At 65.0% G+C, this 22,206-nt stretch carries 26 protein-coding genes; 14 read left to right on the top strand and 12 right to left on the bottom strand.

Annotated features, from left to right (window positions below; all coding sequences use genetic code 11):
- The first annotated feature begins 180 nt into the window (after window positions 1-180).
- Window positions 181-1,416 carry a Na+/H+ antiporter NhaA gene (nhaA, locus tag XH90_RS22530; RefSeq protein ID WP_194476524.1) on the top strand — a complete coding sequence of 412 codons (1,236 nt, stop codon included), beginning with the start codon at window positions 181-183 and terminating at the stop codon, window positions 1,414-1,416.
- A gap of 18 nt (window positions 1,417-1,434) precedes the next feature.
- Here the strand turns inward: nhaA and XH90_RS22525 are convergent, their stop codons facing one another.
- Both XH90_RS22525 and XH90_RS22520 read right to left on the bottom strand, forming a co-directional pair.
- Window positions 1,435-2,064 (bottom strand): FMN-binding negative transcriptional regulator, encoded by a 630-nt coding sequence (locus XH90_RS22525; RefSeq protein WP_194476523.1) that lies wholly within the window; start codon window positions 2,062-2,064, stop codon window positions 1,435-1,437.
- A 74-nt stretch (window positions 2,065-2,138) separates the two neighbouring features.
- Window positions 2,139-2,483, bottom strand: a complete 345-nt coding sequence (locus XH90_RS22520) for a hypothetical protein (RefSeq protein WP_246755553.1) — start codon at window positions 2,481-2,483, stop codon at window positions 2,139-2,141.
- A gap of 194 nt (window positions 2,484-2,677) precedes the next feature.
- Here XH90_RS22520 and XH90_RS22515 point away from each other — a divergent pair, with 194 nt between their 5' ends.
- The 5 genes from XH90_RS22515 to XH90_RS22495 all read left to right on the top strand — a co-directional run bounded on the left by XH90_RS22515 (window position 2,678) and on the right by XH90_RS22495 (window position 5,428).
- Window positions 2,678-3,058, top strand: coding sequence for a nuclear transport factor 2 family protein (locus XH90_RS22515; protein WP_194476522.1), 381 nt, complete (start codon window positions 2,678-2,680; stop codon window positions 3,056-3,058).
- Between the two features lie 288 nt (window positions 3,059-3,346).
- On the top strand, window positions 3,347-3,802 hold the full coding sequence (locus XH90_RS22510) for a TerB family tellurite resistance protein (RefSeq protein WP_194476521.1): 456 nt from the start codon (window positions 3,347-3,349) through the stop codon (window positions 3,800-3,802).
- 2 nt (window positions 3,803-3,804) lie between these two features.
- The gene (locus XH90_RS22505) at window positions 3,805-4,167 is read left to right on the top strand and encodes a hypothetical protein (RefSeq protein ID WP_194476520.1); all 363 of its coding nucleotides are present in this window, start codon (window positions 3,805-3,807) and stop codon (window positions 4,165-4,167) included.
- Entirely contained in the window at window positions 4,164-4,802 is a 639-nt protein-coding gene (locus XH90_RS22500; protein ID WP_194476519.1) for a TerC family protein, read from the top strand. The genes XH90_RS22505 and XH90_RS22500 overlap by 4 nt, the downstream gene beginning before the upstream one ends.
- 41 nt (window positions 4,803-4,843) lie before the next feature.
- Window positions 4,844-5,428, top strand: a complete 585-nt coding sequence (locus tag XH90_RS22495; RefSeq protein WP_194476518.1) for a TIGR00645 family protein — start codon at window positions 4,844-4,846, stop codon at window positions 5,426-5,428.
- 9 nt (window positions 5,429-5,437) lie between these two features.
- On the opposite strand, the gene XH90_RS22490 is transcribed toward XH90_RS22495, so the two are convergent.
- Together XH90_RS22490 and XH90_RS39105 are read right to left on the bottom strand one after the other, a co-directional pair.
- Window positions 5,438-7,354: a diguanylate cyclase gene (locus XH90_RS22490; RefSeq protein WP_194476517.1), complete on the bottom strand. Its 1,917-nt coding sequence runs from the start codon at window positions 7,352-7,354 to the stop codon at window positions 5,438-5,440.
- Window positions 7,355-7,408: 54 nt separating this feature from the next.
- On the bottom strand, window positions 7,409-7,726 hold the full coding sequence (locus tag XH90_RS39105; RefSeq protein WP_246755552.1) for a hypothetical protein: 318 nt from the start codon (window positions 7,724-7,726) through the stop codon (window positions 7,409-7,411).
- Here XH90_RS39105 and XH90_RS22480 point away from each other — a divergent pair.
- Entirely contained in the window at window positions 7,726-8,103 is a 378-nt protein-coding gene (locus tag XH90_RS22480) for a hypothetical protein (RefSeq protein ID WP_194476516.1), read from the top strand. The two genes, XH90_RS39105 and XH90_RS22480, sit on opposite strands and share 1 nt — an antisense overlap.
- A 3-nt stretch (window positions 8,104-8,106) precedes the next feature.
- Here XH90_RS22480 and XH90_RS22475 read toward each other — a convergent pair whose 3' ends face one another.
- Together XH90_RS22475 and XH90_RS22470 are read right to left on the bottom strand one after the other, a co-directional pair.
- A complete protein-coding gene (locus XH90_RS22475; RefSeq protein ID WP_194476515.1) occupies window positions 8,107-8,484 on the bottom strand; it encodes a winged helix-turn-helix domain-containing protein in 378 nt (125 codons plus the stop codon).
- A 78-nt stretch (window positions 8,485-8,562) separates the two neighbouring features.
- Window positions 8,563-9,645 (bottom strand): substrate-binding domain-containing protein, encoded by a 1,083-nt coding sequence (locus XH90_RS22470; protein WP_194476514.1) that lies wholly within the window; start codon window positions 9,643-9,645, stop codon window positions 8,563-8,565.
- A 113-nt stretch (window positions 9,646-9,758) separates the two neighbouring features.
- On the opposite strand from XH90_RS22470, the gene XH90_RS22465 reads away from it, so the two are divergent.
- The gene (locus XH90_RS22465) at window positions 9,759-11,243 is read left to right on the top strand and encodes an aldehyde dehydrogenase family protein (protein WP_194482769.1); all 1,485 of its coding nucleotides are present in this window, start codon (window positions 9,759-9,761) and stop codon (window positions 11,241-11,243) included.
- Between the two features lie 188 nt (window positions 11,244-11,431).
- On the top strand, window positions 11,432-11,695 hold the full coding sequence (locus XH90_RS22460) for a hypothetical protein (RefSeq protein WP_194476513.1): 264 nt from the start codon (window positions 11,432-11,434) through the stop codon (window positions 11,693-11,695).
- Here the strand turns inward: XH90_RS22460 and XH90_RS22455 are convergent.
- From XH90_RS22455 to XH90_RS22445, 3 genes are read right to left on the bottom strand one after another with little or no spacing between them, the layout of a single operon-like run.
- Window positions 11,692-12,480, bottom strand: a complete 789-nt coding sequence (locus XH90_RS22455) for a hypothetical protein (protein ID WP_194476512.1) — start codon at window positions 12,478-12,480, stop codon at window positions 11,692-11,694. The two genes, XH90_RS22460 and XH90_RS22455, sit on opposite strands and share 4 nt — an antisense overlap.
- A 33-nt stretch (window positions 12,481-12,513) precedes the next feature.
- Window positions 12,514-12,912 carry a hypothetical protein gene (locus XH90_RS22450; RefSeq protein ID WP_194476511.1) on the bottom strand — a complete coding sequence of 133 codons (399 nt, stop codon included), beginning with the start codon at window positions 12,910-12,912 and terminating at the stop codon, window positions 12,514-12,516.
- A gap of 60 nt (window positions 12,913-12,972) precedes the next feature.
- Window positions 12,973-13,722, bottom strand: a complete 750-nt coding sequence (locus tag XH90_RS22445) for a hypothetical protein (protein ID WP_194482768.1) — start codon at window positions 13,720-13,722, stop codon at window positions 12,973-12,975.
- A 227-nt stretch (window positions 13,723-13,949) separates the two neighbouring features.
- Here XH90_RS22445 and XH90_RS22440 point away from each other — a divergent pair, with 227 nt between their 5' ends.
- Both XH90_RS22440 and XH90_RS22435 read left to right on the top strand, forming a co-directional pair.
- Window positions 13,950-14,609 (top strand): response regulator transcription factor, encoded by a 660-nt coding sequence (locus tag XH90_RS22440; protein WP_194476510.1) that lies wholly within the window; start codon window positions 13,950-13,952, stop codon window positions 14,607-14,609.
- 59 nt (window positions 14,610-14,668) lie between these two features.
- On the top strand, window positions 14,669-15,916 hold the full coding sequence (locus XH90_RS22435) for an ATP-binding protein (protein ID WP_194476509.1): 1,248 nt from the start codon (window positions 14,669-14,671) through the stop codon (window positions 15,914-15,916).
- 3 nt (window positions 15,917-15,919) lie between these two features.
- On the opposite strand, the gene XH90_RS22430 is transcribed toward XH90_RS22435, so the two are convergent.
- The gene (locus XH90_RS22430) at window positions 15,920-16,816 is read right to left on the bottom strand and encodes an alpha/beta fold hydrolase (RefSeq protein WP_194476508.1); all 897 of its coding nucleotides are present in this window, start codon (window positions 16,814-16,816) and stop codon (window positions 15,920-15,922) included.
- Window positions 16,817-16,998: 182 nt separating this feature from the next.
- Between XH90_RS22430 and XH90_RS22425 the strand changes: the two genes are divergently transcribed.
- Genes XH90_RS22425 through XH90_RS22415 form a run of 3 tightly spaced genes read left to right on the top strand, consistent with a single transcriptional unit; the run spans window position 16,999 to window position 20,518 of the window.
- Complete coding sequence (locus XH90_RS22425; RefSeq protein ID WP_194476507.1) at window positions 16,999-18,387, top strand: class II 3-deoxy-7-phosphoheptulonate synthase; 1,389 nt, start codon at window positions 16,999-17,001, stop codon at window positions 18,385-18,387.
- A gap of 4 nt (window positions 18,388-18,391) precedes the next feature.
- Window positions 18,392-18,745, top strand: a complete 354-nt coding sequence (locus XH90_RS22420) for a diacylglycerol kinase (protein WP_194476506.1) — start codon at window positions 18,392-18,394, stop codon at window positions 18,743-18,745.
- A 15-nt stretch (window positions 18,746-18,760) separates the two neighbouring features.
- Window positions 18,761-20,518 carry an NAD+ synthase gene (locus XH90_RS22415; RefSeq protein WP_194476505.1) on the top strand — a complete coding sequence of 586 codons (1,758 nt, stop codon included), beginning with the start codon at window positions 18,761-18,763 and terminating at the stop codon, window positions 20,516-20,518.
- Window positions 20,519-20,521: 3 nt separating this feature from the next.
- On the opposite strand, the gene XH90_RS22410 is transcribed toward XH90_RS22415, so the two are convergent.
- Together XH90_RS22410 and XH90_RS22405 are read right to left on the bottom strand one after the other, a co-directional pair.
- Window positions 20,522-21,697 carry a DUF2865 domain-containing protein gene (locus tag XH90_RS22410; RefSeq protein WP_194476504.1) on the bottom strand — a complete coding sequence of 392 codons (1,176 nt, stop codon included), beginning with the start codon at window positions 21,695-21,697 and terminating at the stop codon, window positions 20,522-20,524.
- A gap of 143 nt (window positions 21,698-21,840) precedes the next feature.
- On the bottom strand, window positions 21,841-22,146 hold the full coding sequence (locus XH90_RS22405; RefSeq protein WP_194476503.1) for a hypothetical protein: 306 nt from the start codon (window positions 22,144-22,146) through the stop codon (window positions 21,841-21,843).
- Window positions 22,147-22,206: the final 60 nt, after the last annotated feature.

Below are 22,206 nucleotides of genomic sequence, written 5' to 3'. Positions count from 1 at the left end.
GGTTCCGCCTCGGACCTACGGGAAATTGCAAGATCGAACGGAACAATTTTCCCTGCTTCGGATCCGAGCTGAGCGGGGTTGCCTTGACGCCCTCGTCGTGTAGAACAGCCGCGGGTGATCGCTGCATCGGGCAGCGACAGGTTAAGCGATGGTCGGGCCGCCACGCAGGATGCGTGCGCCATGAACGATCAGCTGCCCGGCAGGCACCTGCCCAAATCACCGTTTTTCGTCGAGCGAGCACTCGCGACGCTCCAGCGATTCCTGCACGTCGAGGCCGTCAGCGGCGTGGTGCTGCTGGTGGCTGCGGCGGCCGCCTTGCTCTGGGCCAACTCACCCTTCGCCCATGCGTATCATGAGGTCTGGAACCTGCCGATTTCGCTTCATCTCGGCGGCTTCGTCTTCGTCCGATCGCTGCATTTCTGGATCAACGATGCGTTGATGACGATCTTCTTCCTGGTCGTCGGCATGGAAATCCGCCGCGAGATCCACGAGGGCGCGCTCAGCAGGTTCGATCAGGCCATGCTACCGGTGCTCGCGGCTCTCGGCGGCGTTCTCGTTCCCGCGCTGATCTATCTCGGCTTCAACACGGTCCCGGGACGTCGCCAGGGCTGGGCGATCCCAACCGCGACGGATATCGCTTTCGCGGTCGGCGTGCTCGCGTTGCTGGGACGATCGATCCCCGCGAACGTCAGGGTGTTTCTGCTGGCGCTGGCCATCATCGACGACATCATCGCAGTGCTCATCATCGCATTGTTTTACACGAGCGGACTCGATCTCGACGGCTTCATCGTCGCGGCGGTCGGCGTGCTCCTGGCGCTCGGGTTTCAACGGCTCGGCTTCGGCTCCGCGTTCGCCTACGTGCTGCCTGCATTCATCGTCTGGGCGGGGTTCCTCATGGCTGGCGTCCATCCGACGCTCGCGGGTGTCCTGCTGGGCTTGATCACGCCGGTCCGCTCGGCCCGTCCCGAGATCGTGCCGCCCGTCATTCGTGTTGAAACGGCGCTGCATCCCTGGGTCGCCTACGCCGTCATGCCGCTGTTCGCGTTGGCCAATGCCGGTGTCGACTTCAGAAGTGCCGAGTTCACTGGCGGCGCGCAATTCGTGACGCTGGGCATCGGACTTGCGCTTTGCGCGGGAAAGCCCGTCGGCGTGATCGGTGCGACCTGGCTTGCGGTGCGCGCAGGGGGATGCCGACTGGCGCCGGGCGTGACATGGGCCGGCGTCTGCCTCGTCGGGCTTCTGGCCGGCATCGGCTTCACCATGTCGATCTTCATCGCCATGCTCGCGTTCACCGACGAGAAGCTGCTCGATGCCGCGAAATTCGGCGTGCTGCTCGGCTCGCTCATCTCGGTGACGCTCGGCCTCGGATGGGGAGCCGAATACGCTCACCGGCAGCGCGAGCACGGCGATCACTGAAACGGCGCCGTCAGCGCGTCAGCCCGGCAGCGGGATCAGGGGCGCGACCTCGCGATCCCCGGCGTTCTCGCTCGCCGCAAGGCCGGCTGCGACGCCGATGCGATCGGCCTCGGGCCGGTTCTGGCTCATCTTGCGCTTGCCTTCGAACCTGGTCACGGGAATGCGCACGCCGACGATCCCGCGCAGCTGCGCGGCGATGAAATCCGCGGGCGCATCGTTGACCGCCCACGGCTTTGCACGCGCGCCTTCGTGCCTGTTGGTCAGCCGCGTCACGACCGCGAGCAGGCGCTCCGGATCCTGGAAGAATTCCACCGGGCCGTAGGCATGTACGGCAATGTAGTTCCAGGTCGGCACGACCTTTTCGGTCTCCTGCTTGGTCGCGTACCAGGACGGCGTCACATAGGCGTCGGGACCCGAGAAGATCGCCAGCGCATCGCCGATCGGCGGCAGCTTCCATTGCGGGTTGGCCTTCGCCACGTGCCCATACAGCACGCCATGCTTGCCTTCGCTCTCGTCGAGGAAGAGCGGCAAGGGCGTTGCGATCGGGCCTTCGCTGGTGGCCGTGACGAGGCTCGCGAGCCGTGCAGCCCGGATGGTCGCGTGAACGCTCTCGATGTCGTCGTCCCTGAAGGCCGGGGGAATGTACATGACGTGTCTCCGTTCCGGTGACGGACATAGCCGGAATCTGGCCTGCCATAAACGGCCAGTTTTTTACAATAATGTCAGTCCAGTTCGGCGACCGCCTGCGCCAGCAGCTTGCAGCCCCGTTCGATCTGCGCGACCTCCAGCGCTGAATAGCCCATGACGAGGCCGACCGTCTTCCGCGCATTGCGCCGGCCGGCGACCAGCGCGGAGACGGGATAGATGCCGACGCCCTTGGCGCGGGCTGCCTTGATCAATGCCTCTTCATGTTTCAACGGCAGATCGTCGAACCACGCCACCACATGCAGGCCGGCGGCTGCGCCTTCGATCCTGACGCGATCGCCGAAGCGCCGGCGCAGCGCGGTGATCAACGCCTGCTGGCGCTCGGCGTTGCGCCGGGAAGTCGGAGGGCGACAGCTCGCCATAGCGGAAGTTCGCGACGAGCCCGCGCAGCGCCTCGTAGATCCGGCGCGCGCCCATGTGGGCGGGATTGGTCTTCATCTGGGTCATCGATCGTCTCGGCATGGAGCAATCTCTCACGCTCGTGATCAGCACGAAGTGAGAGCTGCGTTGTATATCTTCATTCCCTGGGGCACCGGCTTCAATAGGGGAGACCGAGATGGACGACCAAGCCAAATTGGCGGCGCTCCAGCGCCATTGGGACGCGTCGGACGCGAACGATTTCGAGGCCGAGCATGACATCTATCGCGAGGACGCCTTGCTCGACTATCCGCAGTCCGGAGAGCGCATCCGCGGCCGCCGGAACATTCAGCAGAGCCGAATCGCGCAGCCGAACAGCAAGCGCTTCAAGGTCCGGCGGATCATCGGCGGCGGCGATCTCTGGGTGAGCGAGTTCGTCCTGACCTATGACGGAGTGCCGTCCTACGTCGTCAGCATCATGGAATTCCGTGACGGCCTGGTCGCGCACGAAACGCAATATTTCGGCGACCGATTTGAACCGTCACCGTCGCGCGCGCATCTCGTGGAGCGGATGGGGTAGACACGCCGCGGCCTTAACCGAGTCTGCCAAGACGGAACCCGATGCGGCGGCTGGTCGCACGTCGGTCACCTTGATTCCAGCTCACGCAGCTTTATGTGTGGGGAGAACAAGAATCCGGGCCCCTCTGGCGAGGACGCTGACCATGTCGGCAAAACCTCGCGATGTCGGATGACCTGTCCCGCGCGAATGCGATGGATCGGCCGATTGTCGGGCCTGCTCGAGTTCCCTCCGCCCCAATCGTCTCCATCGCAGCTCAGCGCGGCCATTTCGCAAGCATGAGGAGCGACGATGTCTGACGCCACAACTTCCACCCCGATCGAGATCACCGAGCCGCGCGGCATCAACGAGCAGGCTGCGGCGGCGCTGGTAATCGCCGGCGCGCTGGTCGCCGTAGCCGACCGCCGCGTGTCGCCGGTCGAGCGCGACGAGGTGATCCGCTTCATCAGGGAGCGCGGACTGGCGCCGCATATCGGCGACGATCGTCTGTTTGCGATGTTCGACGAGCTCGCCGAACGGCTCGAAGAGCCTGATTTCGCCAACGTCGTGATCGACACGCTGCGCCCGGTCGCGGACCTGCCGCTGTCGTCGCATCTGATCGAGCTGTCGGAACGTGTCGCGGCGGCGGACGAGAACGTGGATCCGCACGAAGTGCAGGCGATCAAGCTGCTGCGGCTGCTGACGCTGGTGCTGCCGCGCGCGAAGCCGGTCGGGCCCATCGCGGTTGGCGCGGCCGCCAAGGCGTGAGCATGAGCGCAGCTTCCGACGAGCAAAAGACCAGATCCGAGGGCGACAGCGGCCAACCGGCCGGTGGCGACCCGCGCCTCGATGCGCTGGTCGACCGGTTGCCGCCGCGCCTTGCCAACACAGTCGACTATCTCCTGCAACCGTCCAGCCGCTGGGTCCGGATTCCCTCGGGCGCGCTGCTCGTCGTCGGTGGCGTGCTGTCCTTCCTGCCGGTGCTCGGCGTCTGGATGCTGCCGCTCGGCCTCGCGCTGCTCGCCGAGGACGTGCCGGCGCTGCGTGCGTCGCGCTCGAAGGTCTTCGACTGGATCGAGCGCCGCAAGCCGCACTGGCTGGACCCGGCCGCATCAAAACACGATCGATCATGACTGAGTTCATCACCGCCGATGCGCTGACTGCGCTGCTCCAGGTCGTCCTGATCGACCTCGTGCTCGCCGGCGACAATGCCGTCGTCATCGGCCTGGCCGCCGCCGGCCTGCCGGCCGAGCAGCGCCGCCGCGCCATCGTCGTCGGCATCATCGCGGCGACCGGCTTGCGCATCATGTTTGCCGGCGTCGCGACCCAGCTTCTGCAAGTGATCGGCCTGCTGCTCGCCGGCGGCGTGCTGTTGCTGTGGGTGTGCTGGAAGATGTGGCGCGAACTGCGCGAGCAGACCGCGCATGCGAACCAGCTTGCGTTCAGCCATGGCGGTGCCGCGACCGGCCCTGGCGCACCGCGCAAGACGTTCGGGCAGGCGGCGATGCAGATCGTGGCCGCGGACGTCTCGATGTCGCTCGACAACGTGCTCGCGGTCGCGGGCGCGGCGCGCGAGCATCCCTACATCCTGGCCTTCGGCCTGCTTCTGTCGGTTGCGCTGATGGGCGTTGCCGCCGATCTGCTCGGTCGCGTGCTGCAGAAGCAGCGCTGGATCGCCTATGTCGGCCTCGCCATCGTCGTCTACGTCGCCTTCGAGATGATCTATCGCGGCTCGCTCGAGATCGCGCCTGTCATCGCAAGTCTCTAAACCCGCCGCCGTATTCTGCCGTCGCCCTTCCGGAGTGATCGATGTCGTCCGAACCCCAGGCACCTTCGGCGCGCCTCGCGCCAAAGCCGCCGGTCGGCCTGTTTCCGCGCCTGATCTTCGGCTCGCGCTGGCTGCAATTGCCGCTCTATGTCGGCCTCATCGTCGCGCAGGCCGTCTATGTGCTGCTGTTCCTGAAGGAGCTCTGGCACCTGGTCGCGCACTCGTTCGACGCCAGCGAGCAGCAGATCATGCTGGTCGTGCTCGGACTTATCGACGTCGTCATGATCTCGAACCTGCTCGTGATGGTGATCGTCGGCGGCTACGAGACCTTCGTCTCGCGTCTGAACCTGCGCGGCCATCCCGACGAGCCCGAATGGCTGAGCCATGTCAACGCCAGCGTGCTCAAGATCAAGCTTGCGATGGCGATCGTCGGCATCTCCTCGATCTCGCTGCTCAGGACGTTCATCGAGGCCGGGAATCTCGGCACCACGCGCAGCAATTTCACCGAGAGCGGCGTGATGTGGCAGGTGTTGATCCACCTGACCTTCATCGTCTCGGCGATCGGTATCGCCTGGGTCGACCGCCTCAGCGAGAATGGACACCGAAAGGAGAACGGTCACGCCTGAGCGCGGGCGCTACCCGGCGAGACCCAGGTCGGCGAGCGGAGGCGAGGTCACCTCCGCGCTGTGCAGCGACGTGCTTGCGACCGCACGATTCCGGCCGGCGTCCTTGGCGCGGTAGAGCGCGATGTCGGCCTGTCGCAGCAGCGCAATGTCGTTGCTGCCGATTTCTTGCTTGTCGGCGACGCCGATGCTGATGGTCACGGTGCCGCGCGGTGCCGCGGGATGGCGGATGTCGAGATTTATGACCGATTGCCGCAACTGTTCGGCGATCTCCATCGCGCGCTCTTCCATGAGGCCCGGCAGCACGACGGCGAATTCCTCGCCGCCATATCTTGCGGCCTGGCCGCCGGAACGCGCCGCAATCTGGTCGATCGCGCCGGCAATCTGGCGCAGGCAGTCGTCGCCGGCCTGATGGCCGAGCGTGTCGTTGAATCCCTTGAAGTGATCGATGTCGATCATCAGCACCGAGAGGACCGAATTGTGCTCATAGGCCTCGCGCAGGAAGCCGTCGAAGCTCCGGCGATTGGCGAGCCGCGTCAGACCGTCGGTGGTGGCGAGCTGTGCAAGGCGCCGGGTCGCGGTCGACAGTTCGTCTTCGAGCAGCTTGCGCTGCGTCACGTCGCGCAGCACGGCGACGGTCGAGCGCCCTTCGGGGCCGAGGCCGCGGGCCGGTCGAAAATTCGATTCGAGCCATACGATGGAGCCGTCCGGTCGCCTGACGCGGAAGGTGATCGATCGCGAATGACTGCTCTCGTCAAGAAGGCTGCCGCTGTTGGCCACGATCTCGTGGTCGTCGGGGTGGACGAAATCGAGGCAGGAACGTCCGACCACCATGTCTTCGGTCATGCCGAGGGCCGCGTGAATCGACTGCGACACATAGCGGCACACGCCTCTCGCATCGAGCACCAGCACGATGTCGGCGATGTTCTCGGCAAGCAGGCGATAGCGTGCCTCACGCTCGCAAAGCGACTGTTCGAGGCGGGTACGGTAGTGGAACTGCCGCGCCAGCAGTGTGGCGATGCCGGCCACGACGAGCAGGAGGACGAAGGCCACGAGCGCGTCCCGGCGCAGCGCTTGTTGCCATCCGGCAAGGATCTGCGCCTCGGATCGCGCAACGGTCACCACGATGGGATAGCGGTCGGCCTGTTCGTAGCCGAAATATTTCGCAATCCCGTCGAACGGCGAGGTTATCCTGTAATAGCCGACGGGATCCTGCTTCAGGCGCGTCTGAAACAGCGGCGTGCCTGAAAGGTCGCGGCCGCTGGAGCCCTCCGGCCAGCGTGCCAAGACCTTGCCGTCACCGGTGATCAGGCTGATGGCGCCATGCTCGCCGATCCGGAACGACTGATAGAAGCCGGCGAAATAGTCGCAAGGAATCGTCGCCATGACGATTCCGGCAAATGCGCCGGTCGCCGCATCGCTGATGCGTTTCGACAGCACGATGGTTGGAAGGCCCGTGGTTCGGGACTTGAACGGGCCGCTGATGCGCAGCTCGTTGCCGGGAGTATCCCGGTGGAAGTGGAAATAAGCGCGATCCGCATTGTTGTGCGTTTGCAGCTCCCCACTCGAATAGATCGCATCGCCGTTGACGTCGAGCACCTTGATCTCGCGGAGCTGGGGCAGCGAGCGCACAGTGTTTGCCAGATAGGCATTGAACCGCGCCGCGCTCTCGGGCTTGCGATATTTGAGCAGATCGACGAGGCCGCCCATCGCGACGTCGGGAGCCTGGAACGAATGGACGGCGTGCTGGGTCAGCGAATGCACGAGGTTGCGAACGTCGTCCTCGTTGCGCGTCAATGCCATCTCGCGACCGAGGGCGGCCTTCCACGCAACCAGGCCGAGCACGCAGGCGCTCATGAGCACGACGAGCGCCCACACGACCATGGTCGGATGGTGCTGAATCCTGGCGTGAAGGCGTCGTGACGGCATCGGGCTCGACCTGTTTGCGTCCGGCGATGATCGCCGCCCGGCGTTGCCGACTGCCTAACTCTCGCGCGTGTGCACGGCGGGAACTCGCCGCGTCATTAACAGAACGTGGAGGAGAATATCGGAAAGGAGAAAAATGCCCGTATTTGACCGGGCTTTTTCACCGATGCGCGAGCGCGCCCGTAAAATGACGGCCTCGCGCAGCGTCTCGGAGGGGGCTTCGCCGAACGCTCGCCTGTAGCCCACCGAGAAGTCGCCGAGGTGCCAGAAGCCGTTGCCGAGCGTAGATGGATTCCAAGGAATGCCCGCTAGACCTCTTTCGGCATTATCGCTATATCGTTCGAGATATAGCGATATGCGCTTCGGAGCGTTCAATGGAAATCAAGGTGAGGCAGCTCACGACCTGCGAGGTGGCGGCCGACGGCGGCGCGATCTCGCTGGGCTTCGAGGATGTGACAGGCAATCCCGCCGCGGTCAGCGTCTCTCTCAACCAGGTCGGCGCCCTGATCATGACGCTGCCCGGCCTGCTCGAGGCGGCGCTGAAGACCCGCTACGGCGACCAGAGCCTGCGCTATGCCTATCCGCTGGCGTCCTGGGTGCTGGAACAATCCACCGACACGACCCAGCGCATCATCACGCTGGAAACAGAAGACGGTTTCAAGGTCCGCTTTTCGATCCCGGAGGCCGAACAGTGCCTGCTCGGTGAAGCGCTGACTCAGCCGATGCCCGAGACGACGGTGCTGCCGAACTGACGGTCAAGAGGATTTACGGGAACGGGCGATGTCGCTCTTGAGCGCTGCCAGATCCTTGTGCACCGCGCGTGCGGCGTCACGCTCGATCTTGCGGTAGCGCTCAACGAGCTTCTCGCCGAACGGCGTCAGCATCGCGCCGCCTCCGTTCTTGCCGCCGGCCTGCGGCTCGACCGCGGGATGTCCGCAGATCCGGTTGATCTCGTCGACGAGATCCCAGGCGCGCTTGTACGACATGTCCATGGCGCGGCCGGCCGCCGAGATGGAGCCCTGCTCGCGGATCTGCTCCAGAAGCTCGATCTTGCCGGGCCCGATCCGGTCCTCGCCATCGAGGTCGATGCGAAGGCTGAGCTGGGGCAGGGATTTGGCGCTCGCGCGCGGCATGATGGGCTCTCTTGAATGACTCTCGACCGAGATTGCCATTCTTGCCCATCGCGAACAAGGTGAATGCGGCCCGCCGCATCACCGCACGGCGTGCATCTCCAGAAACGCCTTCACGCCGGTGACGTCGCCGGTGTCGGATGCGGTGTAGCCGGGCAGGGTGGCGATGGCCGCTCGAAAATCGTGACTGCGGACGATGTCGAGGATGCGCCGCATCGGCTCCGTTTCGAGAAAGGCGCGCTTGCAGACGAAGAAATAGTCCTCGGTGAGGATGCGGATGAAATCGAGGCCGAACTGGCGCGCCGCCGCCTCGACGCCGAAGCACGCATCGGCCATGCCGCTGGCGACATAGGCGGCGACCGCGGCATGGGTGAATTCGATCTGCTGGGCGCCGTTGATCTTGCTCTCGTCGATGCCATGCGCGTCGATGAGTTGATCGAACAGAAGCCGCGTACCGGAATCGTGATCGCGATTGACGAAGCGGACGATGGGTCGGGTGAGGTCACTGAGCGAGGCGATGCGCAGCGGATTGCCGCGCGCAACCATCAGGCCCATCTCGCGCGTGACAAAGCTGATGATGCGGTCCTCGCGCGGATCGAGCCATTCGCGCGCCGCCTTGATGCCCTGGGCGCGCAGCGTGCCGTGCGGCAGATGCAGGCCTGAGAGATCGCAGGCGCCCTGTGCCAGCGAGACCAGCGAATGCTGATTGCTGACATAGCGCAGGTCGACGCCGATGCCGGGCTCCCGGTCGAGGAATTCGCGCAGCTTGGCCACCGCAAAGCCGTGGCTGGCATGGACGCGGATCACGGAAGGGCGCTGTTCGAGAAACGGCTTGATCTCGCTTGCGAGCTCCTGCGCCAGATTCTCGAGCTGCGGCCCGAGCCGGGCCTGCATGCGCTCGCCGGCCCACACCAGCCGCTCGCCGAACGGCGTGAGTTTTGAGCCCTTGCCGCGCTGGGTCTCGACGAGAGGCGTGCCGAAGAACTCGGACCATTGCTCGATCAGATTCCAGACATGCCGGTAGGACAGGTGCGCGTCGCTGGCCGCGCTGGTGATCTTTCCCGTCTTTCGAATCTCGTTGAGCACGCCCAGCATGACGACCGTGGTGCGCGGGCTGCCTTCGTGGCGAAACCGCCAGACGGCCTCGATCTCGATCTGGAGCATCCGATATCCTTATGAACTTAACTTCATATGTAGGGCGCTTAATTGCAAGCCATATCATATTTACTCCCGCAAATGGGCGCCTATTCTGGCATACCAGATTGGGAGAAGATATGATGTCAGCTGCATATGATTTTGCGCATTCGCCGGCGACCGAATTCATGGCCCGGCCGCAGCATCTGCTGATCGACGGCCGCCGCGTCCCTGCAAGCTCGGGCCGCACCTTCAAATCGCTCAATCCTGCCACCGGCCAAGCCATCGCCACCATCGCCGAAGGCGGCGAGGCCGATGTCGAGCTTGCCGTAGCCGCCGCGCGCCGCGCCTTCGAAGGTCCGTGGCGTACGATGCGCGCGTCGGAGCGCGGCCGGATCCTGCTGCACTGGGCGGATCTGTTGAGAGTGCACGCCGACGAGATCATAGAGCTCGAGTCGATCGACGCCGGCAAGCCTGTGACCGCGACGATGCGCCAGGACTTTCCGGCGGCTCTGGACACGCTGACCTATTACGCCGGCTGGGCCGACAAGATCAGCGGTGACGTCGTGCCGGTGCGTGACGATGCCCTGACCTACACCATGCGCGAGCCGGTCGGCGTGGTCGCGGCGATCGTGCCGTGGAATTTCCCGCTGATGATCGGCATGTGGAAGCTTGCGCCGGCGCTCGCCTGCGGCTGCACCATCGTGATGAAGCCGGCCGAATTGACCTCACTGTCGGCGCTGCGCATCGCCGAGCTCGCCCTTGAAGCAGGTTTGCCGAAAGGAGTCTTCAACGTCGTGACAGGACCTGGCCGTGTCGTCGGCGACGCGCTGGTTAATCACCCTGACGTGGACAAGGTCACCTTCACCGGCTCGCCCGGCGTCGGCCGCGGAATCATGAAGGGCGCGGCCAGCAACTTCAAGCGCGTCTCGCTCGAGCTCGGCGGCAAATCGGCCAACGTGATTTTTCACGACGCCGACCTCGAAGCAGCCAGCAAGGCAGCCGCCTCCGGCATCTTCTTCAATGCGGGCCAGGTCTGCTCGGCGGGCTCGCGCGTGCTGGTGCAGGAGAGCGCCTATGACGAGGTCGTCGAGCGGCTCGCTGCGCGCGCAAGGTCGATCAAGATCGGCGATCCGCTCGACCGCAAGACCGCGCTCGGCCCCGTGATCTCCGAGAAGCAGATGAGGTCGATCCTCGACTATGTCGAGATCGGCCAGAAGGAAGGCGCGAGGCTCGTCACCGGCGGCGCGCGGGTCGGCGAGCGCGGCTACTTCATCAGCCCGACGGTGTTCGCCGATGTCGCGCACGAGATGCGGATCTCGCAGGAGGAGATCTTCGGCCCCGTCGTCAGCGTCATCAAGTTCAAGGACGAGGCCGATGCTCTACGGATCGCCAACGGCACGGCCTACAGCCTAGCCGCCGGCGTCTGGAGCCGCGACATCGGCAAGCTCCAGCGCTTCGCCAAGCGGGCGCGCGCCGGCACCGTCTGGATGAACACCTATGGCTATACCGACGTGCGGCTGCCCTGGGGCGGCGAGCGCGACTCCGGCCTCGGCCGCGAGCACGGCACTGCCGCGCTCGACAATTTCACCGAGCCCAAGGCCGTCTGGATGAATTTGGCCGTCTGACACCTCCCGAGCGGCCAACCCCTGGAGCCTGCCTGACCCACCGGTCAGGCAGGCTCTCTTTTTCCAGATCGATAGAATTGTCTGCAATCCGCTCAGTGGCGGCAAACCCTGCGGACAAGAAGGCGGCCGCTTTAAACCTCGGCTTTGGAACCGACGTGCATCCTCACGCAAAAGAGTGGGGCATCAACATGTCGGTTCTCAAGGAGGTCGTCGTGGCGGTCGCGGGAGTCTACGCGCTCCTGTTCGCCTGCGACGCATTGTTCGGGGTCGGCGAGGCGCGCTTCGACGATTCCTACTACAGCGCCAGCTTCTACGCGCCGAAGCAGCAGGAATTCCGTTTCGCCAGCGACACACCGCCGGCGACCCGCGTCAGCGACGCCTTCGCGCAGTTCTCCGCGGCTGAAGCAAAGCCGAACAAGCGCTACTCGTCGCTGACGACGATCATCCGCTAAGCGCGCTCGGCTGCATGGCCGCCGGGATGCTGTCCTGCGCGTTGCGGGACGAGCAGAAGGCAGGCCACCATGAACGCCGCGATCGCGATCGAGGCCAGCGGCCGGCTGAGTGCCAGCCCGCCGTGATCGTGCGGCTTGTCGAGGAAGTCGCCAACGGTCGCGCCCAGCGGACGTGTCAGGATGAACGCCGCCCAGAACAGCGTGACGCGTGAGATTCGGGTCCAGAAATACAGCGCCGCGATGACGGCAAGCGCGGCCGCAAAGATCAGCGCGCCGCCGCGATAACCCATGTCGCCGGTGTCGGCGATCCAGTCGCCGAGCGCGGTGCCCAGCGTCTGCGAGAAGGTGATCGCTCCCCAATAGAAGGCTTCGACCCGCGGCGTGCTGACGCTGTTGACCGAGATCGTGCCTTCGGCGCGATACCAGAGGCCGAGCACCAGCACGAGGCAGGTGAGCAGCAGCGTCGAGCCGCCGGTGTAGCCGATGCCGAGCGAGCGGTCGGCCAAGTCGGCCATCGTGGTCCCGAAGGTGGTCGAGGCCACGATGGTCGCCCAATACAGTGCGGGATGAAATCTTTGCGCGCGGATTTGCGCGGTAACGAGGACGATCATCGCCGCCAGGAACAGGCATGTGCCCGCGAGGTAACCCCAGTTCAGTGTCATCGTGACGGTGTCGCCGCCGGTCTCGCCCAGCGTCGTGGCGGCGATCTTGATGATCCAGAAGCCGAGGGTGACTTCGGGGACCTTGCTCTCGCTGAGGAGGCTGCTCTTCGTAGTGTCTTCCATGGTGTCCTCTATGTTGCGCGCTGCGCGGAGATCTCAGGCCTTGGTAACGCTGTCCATGATCGAGAGCAGGTCAGTGATGGCCTGCTTGCATTTCGCGGCATCCGGAGTGCCGGCACGCAACGCTTCGAGCGCGCAGTCGATCGCCTTGTCGATGATGTGCCAGTCGGCGGCCGCTCGCGGCTTCAACCCCGCCTCGGCTTCGTCCCATCTGGTTTCGAGGTCCTTGATCCTTGCCTTCGCGCCGGCAAGGTCGCCCTTATCGATCAGCCCTGCGACGTCGACTACGATGCTGCGGAACGGAGCGAGGTCGCCGAGCTGCGCGGTCGCCGCCTCCGCGAGCGGCACGAAGGTGAAATGCTGGCTCGCATGCATGCTCGGCTCGCCGACGAAAGCTATCACGAGGCAAACGGCAATGGCGCGGATGAGTTTCATTTGGTCTCTCCTGGTGTCGCTCCTGCGCTCGTGCAGGATGCGCTGAGGTTGGGATTGGAGTTATTGGGCCGGATCGGTGCGGTACGTGCCGCGATGTTCGAACGTCACCCGAGCGACGAGGCCGACGATGACGGTCAGGAAGACGATGCTGGTCAGGACCGTGCCGAGACCGATGCCGCCATACTCGCGCGACTGCGAGAGCAGATCGCCGAGCGCGGCACCGAGCGGGCGGGTGAGGATGTAGGCGAGCCAGAAGGTGAGGATCGGGTTGCCTCCGACATGGTAGGAGATCGCAATCGCTGCGATCAGCGCACCGAAGGCGACCACGCCGAGTTGGAAGCCGAGGCCGAGCGCTTCCGTGGCGAGATCGCCGGCAGCCGTGCCCAGCGCGAAGGTGAACAGGATCGCGGTCCAGTAGAACAACTCGCGCCGCGTCGTGACGATGCTGTGGATCGACAGCGTGCGCTCGACGCCGAACCAGATCGCGAAGGTTGCGGCGAGTGCGCAGGCGAACGCGGCGGTGCTGATGTAGAGGCTGATCTCGAGCTTGTCGGTAAGGAGGTCCGTGAGCTGCGTGCCCACGATGCTGACGAGGACGACGGTGAGCCAATATATCCAGGGCACGTAGGCGCGACGGCTCAATTGCATGAGGAGGACGGCAACCAGCAAGCCAGTCATGCACATTGCAGTCCTGCCGGCGCCCAGCCCAACATGCACCGCAAGATAGTCGGCGCCGGTCTCTCCCACGGTCGTGGAGAGGATCTTGATGGCCCAGAAGATCGCGCTGACCCCCGGAACCTTGTTCAGCATCTGTCTTGTACCGAAGCCTGAATCTTGCGACACGCCTATCCCTCCCGAAGCCGATGCGATGTCGGACCGTCGCGCCCTGGACTTAGGTCCGACTTAGGGACAAGAAATTTCCTGATAGCGCAGCCTTCGCCGCAATTTGGGCCGGCTGGCGTCGGCTAAGTCAGTGCTAAGTCGTGATGGACAGGATGAGACGGCCGGAACGTCCGGCGGAGCTTGAGGACCGATTTTTGCGGGTTCTGTTGATCGAGGACGACAAGATGGTGGGCGCAGCCGTCGAGCAGGCGCTGAGGGATGCTGCTTACGCCGTCGACTGGGTCAGGGATGCCGCGACAGCGCTGCTCGCGGCGGAAAACGAAAACTACGAGGTGCTGCTGCTCGACCTTGGCCTGCCGAACGCAGATGGCCGTGACGTTCTGCGGCGGTTGCGCGCGGACGGCCGCAAGCTTCCCATCATCGTTGTGACTGCGCGCGACGCAATCGACGACAGGATCGAGGGGCTCGATCTCGGTGCCGACGACTACCTCGTCAAGCCCTTCGAGATCCGCGAATTGCTGGCGCGGATGCGTGCCGTCACACGCCGCGAAGCCGGCGGCGCGCCGGCGCTGCTCGGCAATGGGACGCTGCGGTTGGACCCTGCAAGCCGCGAGGCATCTTACCTGACGAAATCGGCGGTGCTGACGGCGCGCGAATTCGCGCTGCTTCAGGCGCTGCTGGCGCGACCCGGCGCAATTCTGTCGCGCGGCGAGCTGGAGCGACAGCTCTACGGATGGAACGAGGAGGTCGCGAGCAACGCGATCGAGTTTCTGATCCACGCGGTACGAAAGAAACTGGGTGTGGATGCGATCCGAAACGTGCGCGGCGTCGGCTGGATGGTGGACCGCCCATGATAAGGTCCTTGCGGGGCCGTCTCTTTGCCGGCGTCACCACGATCATTCTCCTGACAGGAATGATCGGCGGACTGCTCGCCTATCACTGGGCTTTCAGCGAGGCCATCGAGATGCAGGACTCAGTCCTCATCCAGATCGCAGGATTGGTGCAAGGTGGCAGCCTCACCGGCGGCCGGGCGCTGCATGGGGTGGATCTGGATGCAGAGGTCTGGTTGATTGATCAGGCCACTGCCCCGCAGGCGTCCGAGGACGACGCGAGGCTCTGGAGCCTCAAGGATGGTCTTGCCCTGGCGGTGCGAAACGGACAGCCGATCCGCGTGCTGCTGCGGACCCGCGCCGACGGCGCGCGGTTCGCGGTGGCACAGCGTACCTCCGTGCGCGACGAGATCGCCAGCGACATGGCGTTCCGCACCGTGCTGCCGATTGCGGCGCTCATTCCCTGCCTGTTGCTGGTCACGGCCATCGTCATTGCGCGCTCCCTGCGGCCGATGGTGCATCTTGCTGGCGATCTTGACGGACGGCGCGCCGACGACATGACGCTGCTGCCGACCGCGCAGATGCCGAGCGAGTTGCATCCTTTCATCGCGTCGATCAACGGATTGTTGCAGCGGATGCGCCTCTTGATGGACCAGCAACGCCGCTTCGTGGCTGAGGCCGCACATGAGCTGCGCACGCCAATCACGGCGCTGAGCCTGCAGGCGGAAAATCTCGCGGCCGTTGATCTGCCTTCCAGCGCCCGCGATCGCGTGGGGTCGCTTCGGCAGGGGATTGGCCGAACCAGGCATCTGCTCGAACAGCTGCTTGCGCTCGCGAGACAGGATGCGGGACAGGCCGATGCCGTGGCGATGCCTGTCGTGAGGCTGGACGACGTTGCCAAGGAGGTCGTTGCTGGACTGTTGCCCGAGGCGGCCAGTCGGGGCATCGACCTCGGTTTTGTGCTTGTCGAGCCGGCGGTTGTCCGCAGCGAAGCTGTGATGCCTGCCGCCCTATTGCGCAACCTCCTCGACAACGCACTTCGCTTCACGTCGCAGGGCGGGCGGATCGATGCATGGGTTTATCGCGATGGCGACGCGGCGATCCTGCAGATCGAGGACAGCGGGCCCGGGGTTGCGCCCGAGGAGATCGGTCGGATCTTTGAGCCGTTCTTCCGCGGCCAGCATCAGGAAGGCGATGGCGTCGGACTTGGCCTGTCGATCGTCAAGCGGATCGTCGATCGGCTCGGTGGCTCGGTCGAGGTTGCGAACATGACCGAGGGCGGGCGGACCGGACTGCGTGTTCTGGTCAAGCTGCCAGCGGCCACCGCCTGACTGTCATTCCCCCTGGATCCATTCCGCCATGCCGCGCCACAGCGTGTCGCGATGCTCGGGGCGGAAGAAGCCGAAATGGCCGATCGCCTTGGCGCCGACCTCGGACGGCTTCACGGTCAGCACCTCCGGCTTGATCGCAGTGAAGCCCGATGTCAGCAACTCGACTGCGGGCCGTGTTGCCCAGGGATCGTCGGAGAAGCAGAGCGCGCGCAGCGCGCCCTTGAATTTCGCGAAATTCTCCAGCGCCGGCAGTTTGGAATCGAACAGATAGCGCGGGCTGGAGACCCACTCGGCCCATTGCAGGAAGACGCCCTTGGGCAGGTCCTCGCCGATCCCGGCCCAGCCCGGCGCGTAGCCGAGTGCGTGGGTGAGCGGCACGCCGACAAAATTCATGAAGGCGAAGACGCGGTATTTTTCCGGCGACGTCATCAGCCGCCAGGTCGCGGCCTGCGATGCCACGAACGCGGCGCGCGAAATCTCGCTGTTGTTCTCGATCAGCCCGAGCGCCTGGCCGCCGTAGGAGTGGCCGACATAGGCGAGCGGCAGGGTGTTGTAGCGCTCGCGCATCCAGCGCACCGCGGCGGTGACGTCCCGCGCAGCCCAGTCCGACATCGAGGCCTTGAAGCCGACCAGCGACTTCGGCTGGTTGTAGCCGACCATCGCCGGCCGCCGGGAGTCCCCGATGCCGCGATAATCGTAGGTCATCACCGCGCAGCCGCGATGGGCGAGGTAGGAGGCAAAGCCCTTGTAGATCTTGCGCGGGACGGCAGTCGCCGAGTTGATCAGGATGGCATGCCGCTTGGCGCCGCGCGGCAGGAACAGGGTGCCGGTCAGCGCATACCCGTCGGTCGCCGGGAAGCTGATCTCGTCGATGAAAACGTCGTCCAGTGGCGCGTCCATGGGTGGAAGCTGTCTTGCCGGTTTCCTCTACCACCCCTAGCAAATGCGAATTCGGCTTTGCCCGCAAGGGTTTGCATTGCGAAACGGATTTACAACTGGCGATGTCGCGCCAGCCTGTGTATAAGGCGGCCCTCGCAACCCACAGATCAGGTTGCACTTTTTTGCTTCACGGAGAGATTGCGATGTCCGAGCGGTGGACGCCCGAGTCCTGGCGCAGCAAGCCGGTGCTACAGGTGCCCGAATATCCCGACGCCAAGGCTTTGGCCGACGTCGAGGCGCAGCTTGCAACCTTTCCGCCGCTGGTGTTCGCCGGCGAGGCGCGCAATCTGAAGAAGGCGCTGGCCCGCGTTGCGGCCGGTGACGCCTTCCTGCTCCAGGGCGGCGATTGCGCCGAGAGCTTTGCCGAGCACGGCGCCAACAACATCCGCGACTTTTTCCGCGTGCTGCTGCAGATGGCGGTGGTGCTGACCTATGCCGGCGCGGTGCCGGTGGTGAAGGTCGGCCGCATCGCCGGCCAGTTTGCCAAGCCGCGGTCGTCGCCGACCGAGAAGGTCAATGGCGTCGAGCTGCCGAGCTATCGCGGCGACATCGTCAACGACATCGCCTTCACCAAGGAAGCGCGCGTGCCGGACCCGCAGCGGCAGCTGATGGCCTATCGCCAGTCGGCCGCGACGCTGAATCTGCTCCGCGCCTTTGCGACCGGCGGCTTCGCCAATCTCGGCAGCGTGCATCAATGGATGCTCGGCTTCCTGAAGGATAGCCCGCAGTCCCGCCGCTACAAGGAACTGGCTGACCGCATCTCCGACGCGCTCAACTTCATGCGCGCCTGCGGCCTCGATCTGGAGAGCCATCCGGAGCTGCGCGCCACCGATTTCTACACCAGCCATGAAGCGCTGCTGCTCGGCTACGAGCAGGCCATGACCCGCGTCGATTCCACCACCGGCGACTGGTACGCGACTTCGGGCCACATGATCTGGATCGGCGACCGCACCCGCCAGCTCGATCACGGCCATGTCGAATATTTCCGCGGCATCAAGAACCCGATCGGGCTCAAATGCGGCCCGTCGCTCAAGCCCGACGAGCTGTTGAAGCTGATCGACATTCTCAACCCCGAGAACGAGCCGGGCCGGCTGACGCTGATCAACCGCTTCGGCTCCGACAAGGTCGCCGATCATCTGCCCGGCCTGATCCGCGCGGTGAAGCGCGAGGGCAGGGTGGTGGTCTGGTCGTGCGATCCGATGCACGGCAACACCATTACCTCGACCACCGGCTACAAGACGCGGCCGTTCGACCGCGTGCTTTCGGAGGTGAAGTCGTTCTTCACGATCCATGCCGCCGAAGGCACCCATGCCGGCGGCGTGCATCTGGAAATGACCGGCCAGGACGTCACCGAGTGCATCGGCGGCGCCCGCGCCATCACGGACGAGGATCTCAACGACCGCTATCACACGGTCTGCGATCCCCGCCTCAACGCCGAGCAATCCATCGACATGGCGTTCCTGATCGCGGAGCTGCTCAAGCAGGAACGCGTCGGCAAAACCAAGCCGATGCCGTTCGCAGCGGGGCTCTAGGACCTTGCTGCGCATCTGGAAGGCCACGATCAATTCCCGTAACGGTCTGGCCTTTGCGTTCCGCTCGGAGCAGGCCGTCCGCGAGGAGATCTTTGCGCTGATCCTGTCGCTGCCGGTGGCGTGGTTCGTCGCCGCCACAGCGACGCGCGCGGTCGAACTGGTTTGTGCGGTCGCCTTCGTGCTGGTGGTCGAGTTGCTCAACACCGCGATCGAGAAGCTCGCGGACCGCCTGACGATGGATCACGACAAGCAGATCGGCCGGGTCAAGGACATGGGCTCGGCCGCGGTCGGCGTTGCGCTGCTGATGGCCGGCGCGTTCTGGATCATCGCCGTCATCGAGCGATTGGGATTCCTCTAGCTGGACGAGGCGGCCATGACCGAACGTCTCAACGCATTCGCGGTCACGCTCGCCCAGCTCAATCCAACCATGGGCGACATCGCGGGCAATGCCGCGAAGGTTCGGCTCGCCCGCGCGCGCGCCATCGCCGATGGCGCCGATCTCGTGCTGTTTCCGGAATTGTTCATCGCCGGCTATCCGCCGGAGGATCTGGTGCAGAAGCCGGCCTTCCAGGCCGCCTGCCGCGCGGCAATCGAAGCGCTGGCGCGCGAGACCGCCGACGGCGGTCCGGCGTTGCTGGTCGGCACGCCCTGGGTCGAGGACGGCAAGCTCTACAATGCCTGCGCGCTGCTCGACGGCGGGCGCATCGCCGCTCTGCGCTTCAAATGCAACCTGCCGAATTATGGCGTATTCGACGAGAAGCGACTGTTCGCGCGCGGCCCCGCCGCAGGTCCCGTCACCGTGCGCGGCGTGCGGATCGGCGTGCCGATCTGCGAGGATATCTGGCTGGAAGAGTCCGAGGATTACGAGAACGTGGTGGAGACGCTGGCCGAGACCGGCGCCGAGATCATCCTGGTGCCGAACGGCTCGCCCTATGCCCGCGACAAGAACGATGTGCGCCTGTCGGTGGCTGTCGCGCGGGTCACCGAGAGCGGCCTGCCGCTGGTCTATCTCAACCAGGTTTGCGGCCAGGACGAGCTCGTGTTCGACGGCGCCTCGTTCGCGCTCAACGGCGATCTCTCGCTCGCCGCGCAACTGCCGGCGTTCGAAGAGAGCATCACCACGCTGCGCTTCACGAGGAACGGCGGCGATTGGCGCTGCACCGGTCCGATTGCCGAGCAGCCGGAGGGCGACAAGGCCGACTATGCCGCCTGCGTGCTGGGTCTGCGCGACTACGTCGCCAAAAACGGCTTTCCCGGTGTGCTGCTCGGCATCTCAGGCGGCATCGACTCCGCGCTGTGCGCGGCGATCGCGGTCGACGCGCTTGGTGCCGACCAGGTGCACGGCGTCATGCTGCCTTATCGCTACACGGCAGCACACTCGATTGCGGATGCCGGCGAACTCGCCGGCCATCTCGGCATCCGCTACGAAGTACTGCCGATCGCTGAAGCCGTGAGCGGCTTCGAGACCATCCTGTCCGGCCTCTTCAAGAACCTGCCGCCCGACATCACCGAGGAGAACCTTCAGGCCCGCACCCGCGGCACGCTGCTGATGGCGATCTCCAACAAGATCGGGCTGATGGTGGTGACCACAGGCAACAAGTCGGAAATGTCGGTGGGCTATGCCACGCTCTATGGCGACATGAACGGCGGCTTCAATCCGATCAAGGACATCTACAAGACGCAGGTTTTCCGGCTCGCAAGCTTGCGCAATTCGTGGAAGCCCGACGGTGCATTGGGGCCCGCGGGCGAAGTGATCCCGCCCGACATCATCACGCGTCCGCCGACGGCGGAGCTGCGCGAAAATCAGAGCGATCAGGATTCACTGCCGCCCTACGACGTGCTCGATGCGATCCTGGAACGTCTGGTCGAACGCGAGGAGCCGCTCGACCAGATCATCGAAGCCGGCTTCGATCGCGAGACGGTGACCCGCATCGACCATCTGCTCAACGTCGCCGAATACAAGCGCCGCCAGGCCGCGCCCGGCGTGAAGGTGACGCGCAAGAATTTCGGCCGCGACCGCCGCTATCCCATCACCAATCGCTTTCGCGATCGGGGCGAGAAGCTGCCCGCACCCGACGAGACGCTGGTGTCGCGCGGCAGCAAGGCGTCGATCGACGCGTTCGAGGGGTGAGCCTTACTTCTGCTGCGGCAGGAAGATCGGGCCGACCGAGCGGATCGGCTTGTTGTCCGGCGTGGTCATGGTGCTCGCATCTGCAGGCGGCGTGGCGGCGGGTGCGGCTGCGGTCGCCGGCACGGGAGCTGCGCCCTTCTTGGTCGGCGCGCCCTTGGTGAGCTGCCGCTGCTGCATCTTCTTGGCGCTTTCCTCGGTGACGATGATGTCACCCTGCTGCTCGGCAGCCGCCTTGTCGTCGGCCGATTTCAGCGCGTCGGCCCAGCTCTGGCCTGCCGCCTTGCAGGAGCAGGACGGGTTGAACTCGCTGCGGAATTTGAAGGCGGTCGGCAGCGATGTGTAGGGCTGGCCGCTGATGGAGACCGCGGAGTTCATGTCCTCGCCGGGATTGCGGTGGGCGTAGAGCACCGCTTCGGCCGCCGGGCAAAGCGCCTTGCAGGTCTTTTCGTCGTCGGCGAAGCGCGCCGGCACGGTCGCAAACGAGATAGGGAAATAGGCGCCGTCGCAGGTGCGCACGCACACGGTGCGATAGGTGCCGGATTGCGGGCCGAGATCGGACGGCGGGACGGGCTGCGGATTGTTCGGGTTGTTGCCGCCGCCGAACAGATTGCTCAGGAAGTTGCCGCCGCCTTGTGATTGCGCGGCGTTGGCGTATTGCGGCCCGCAATTGTTCTGTGCGAGCGCAACCAGCACGGAGCGACGCTGGCTGTCCCGTTCAGGGCCGCCGGCACCGGGTCCGCTGCGCAGGCGTTCAAGATTGCTGGTGATCTGATCCAGATTGGCGCGCATTTGCTGGATCTGGGTGTTGACCGGACTGCATTGCGCCGACTGGCCGTTGAACAGCGAGAAGAAGCCGGTGGATTCGCAGCCCATGCGCTTGGCCTGCATGGAGACACGATCGAGCTCGGCCTGCTGGCGGCTCTGGGAATCCTGGTAGCGACGGATCTGCTCGTCGCGCGCGGGGTCGCTGCTGCCGCCGCGGTCGAGCGCGGCGAGCTGGCCTTCCAGCCGCACGCACATCGGGTTCGATCCGAGCCCGCCCTGGGCGGGCGGAGGCGGTGCACCGGGCGGGCCGGCCTGCGCAAAAGCGTCAGTGGCGAGCACGACGCTGAGAAGCACGGTGCAAGCGAGGAGGGCGCGGGGACGGGACAGAGACAAAAATTCAGGCATATCCGCCATTCTAGCGAGGTCACGGCCCCGAGTGACTTTTCAATAGGATCTGGGGGGCCGAAGCGCGCCCTCCAATAGCCGCTTCCTGCGGCAGCGTCACGTCGTTTCAGGGGCCGTAAACGGGTCCTAAGGTCCGCCAGTTCCGAGAGAATTCAGCGCTGGCAGGTGATTGCGACATATTCGTCGCAATGGCCATGGGAGCAGTTTGCGCCGGATTTGGGGACAGAGCCGGTAATTTCGTCGGGATCGACCCGGCGGTAGGCCGATGCCTGTGCAAAGTCTCGTGACTGGCAATAGGTCCGGGCGACCTGCGCGCCGCATTTCTCGCCCTTGGCCAGGCACTGGTCGACGCCATAGCCGCCGGCCTGGTTGGCGACGATGAAGACGCGGGTCTCGGCCAAGGCGCTGGAGGCCGCAAGGATGGAGGCGCAAGACACGAGCGCGAGCAAGGATCGCATGAAAACACCTTGGGGGCAAAAAGCAGGAACCGCCAGTTCCAGAATGCGCTCAAATGGTTA

It is taken from the genome of Bradyrhizobium sp. CCBAU 53338 (assembly GCF_015291665.1).
Classification (GTDB): Bacteria; Pseudomonadota; Alphaproteobacteria; order Rhizobiales; family Xanthobacteraceae; genus Bradyrhizobium.
Note: the sequence above shows the minus strand (reverse complement) of the source record. Positions and strands in the feature narration are given on the sequence as shown.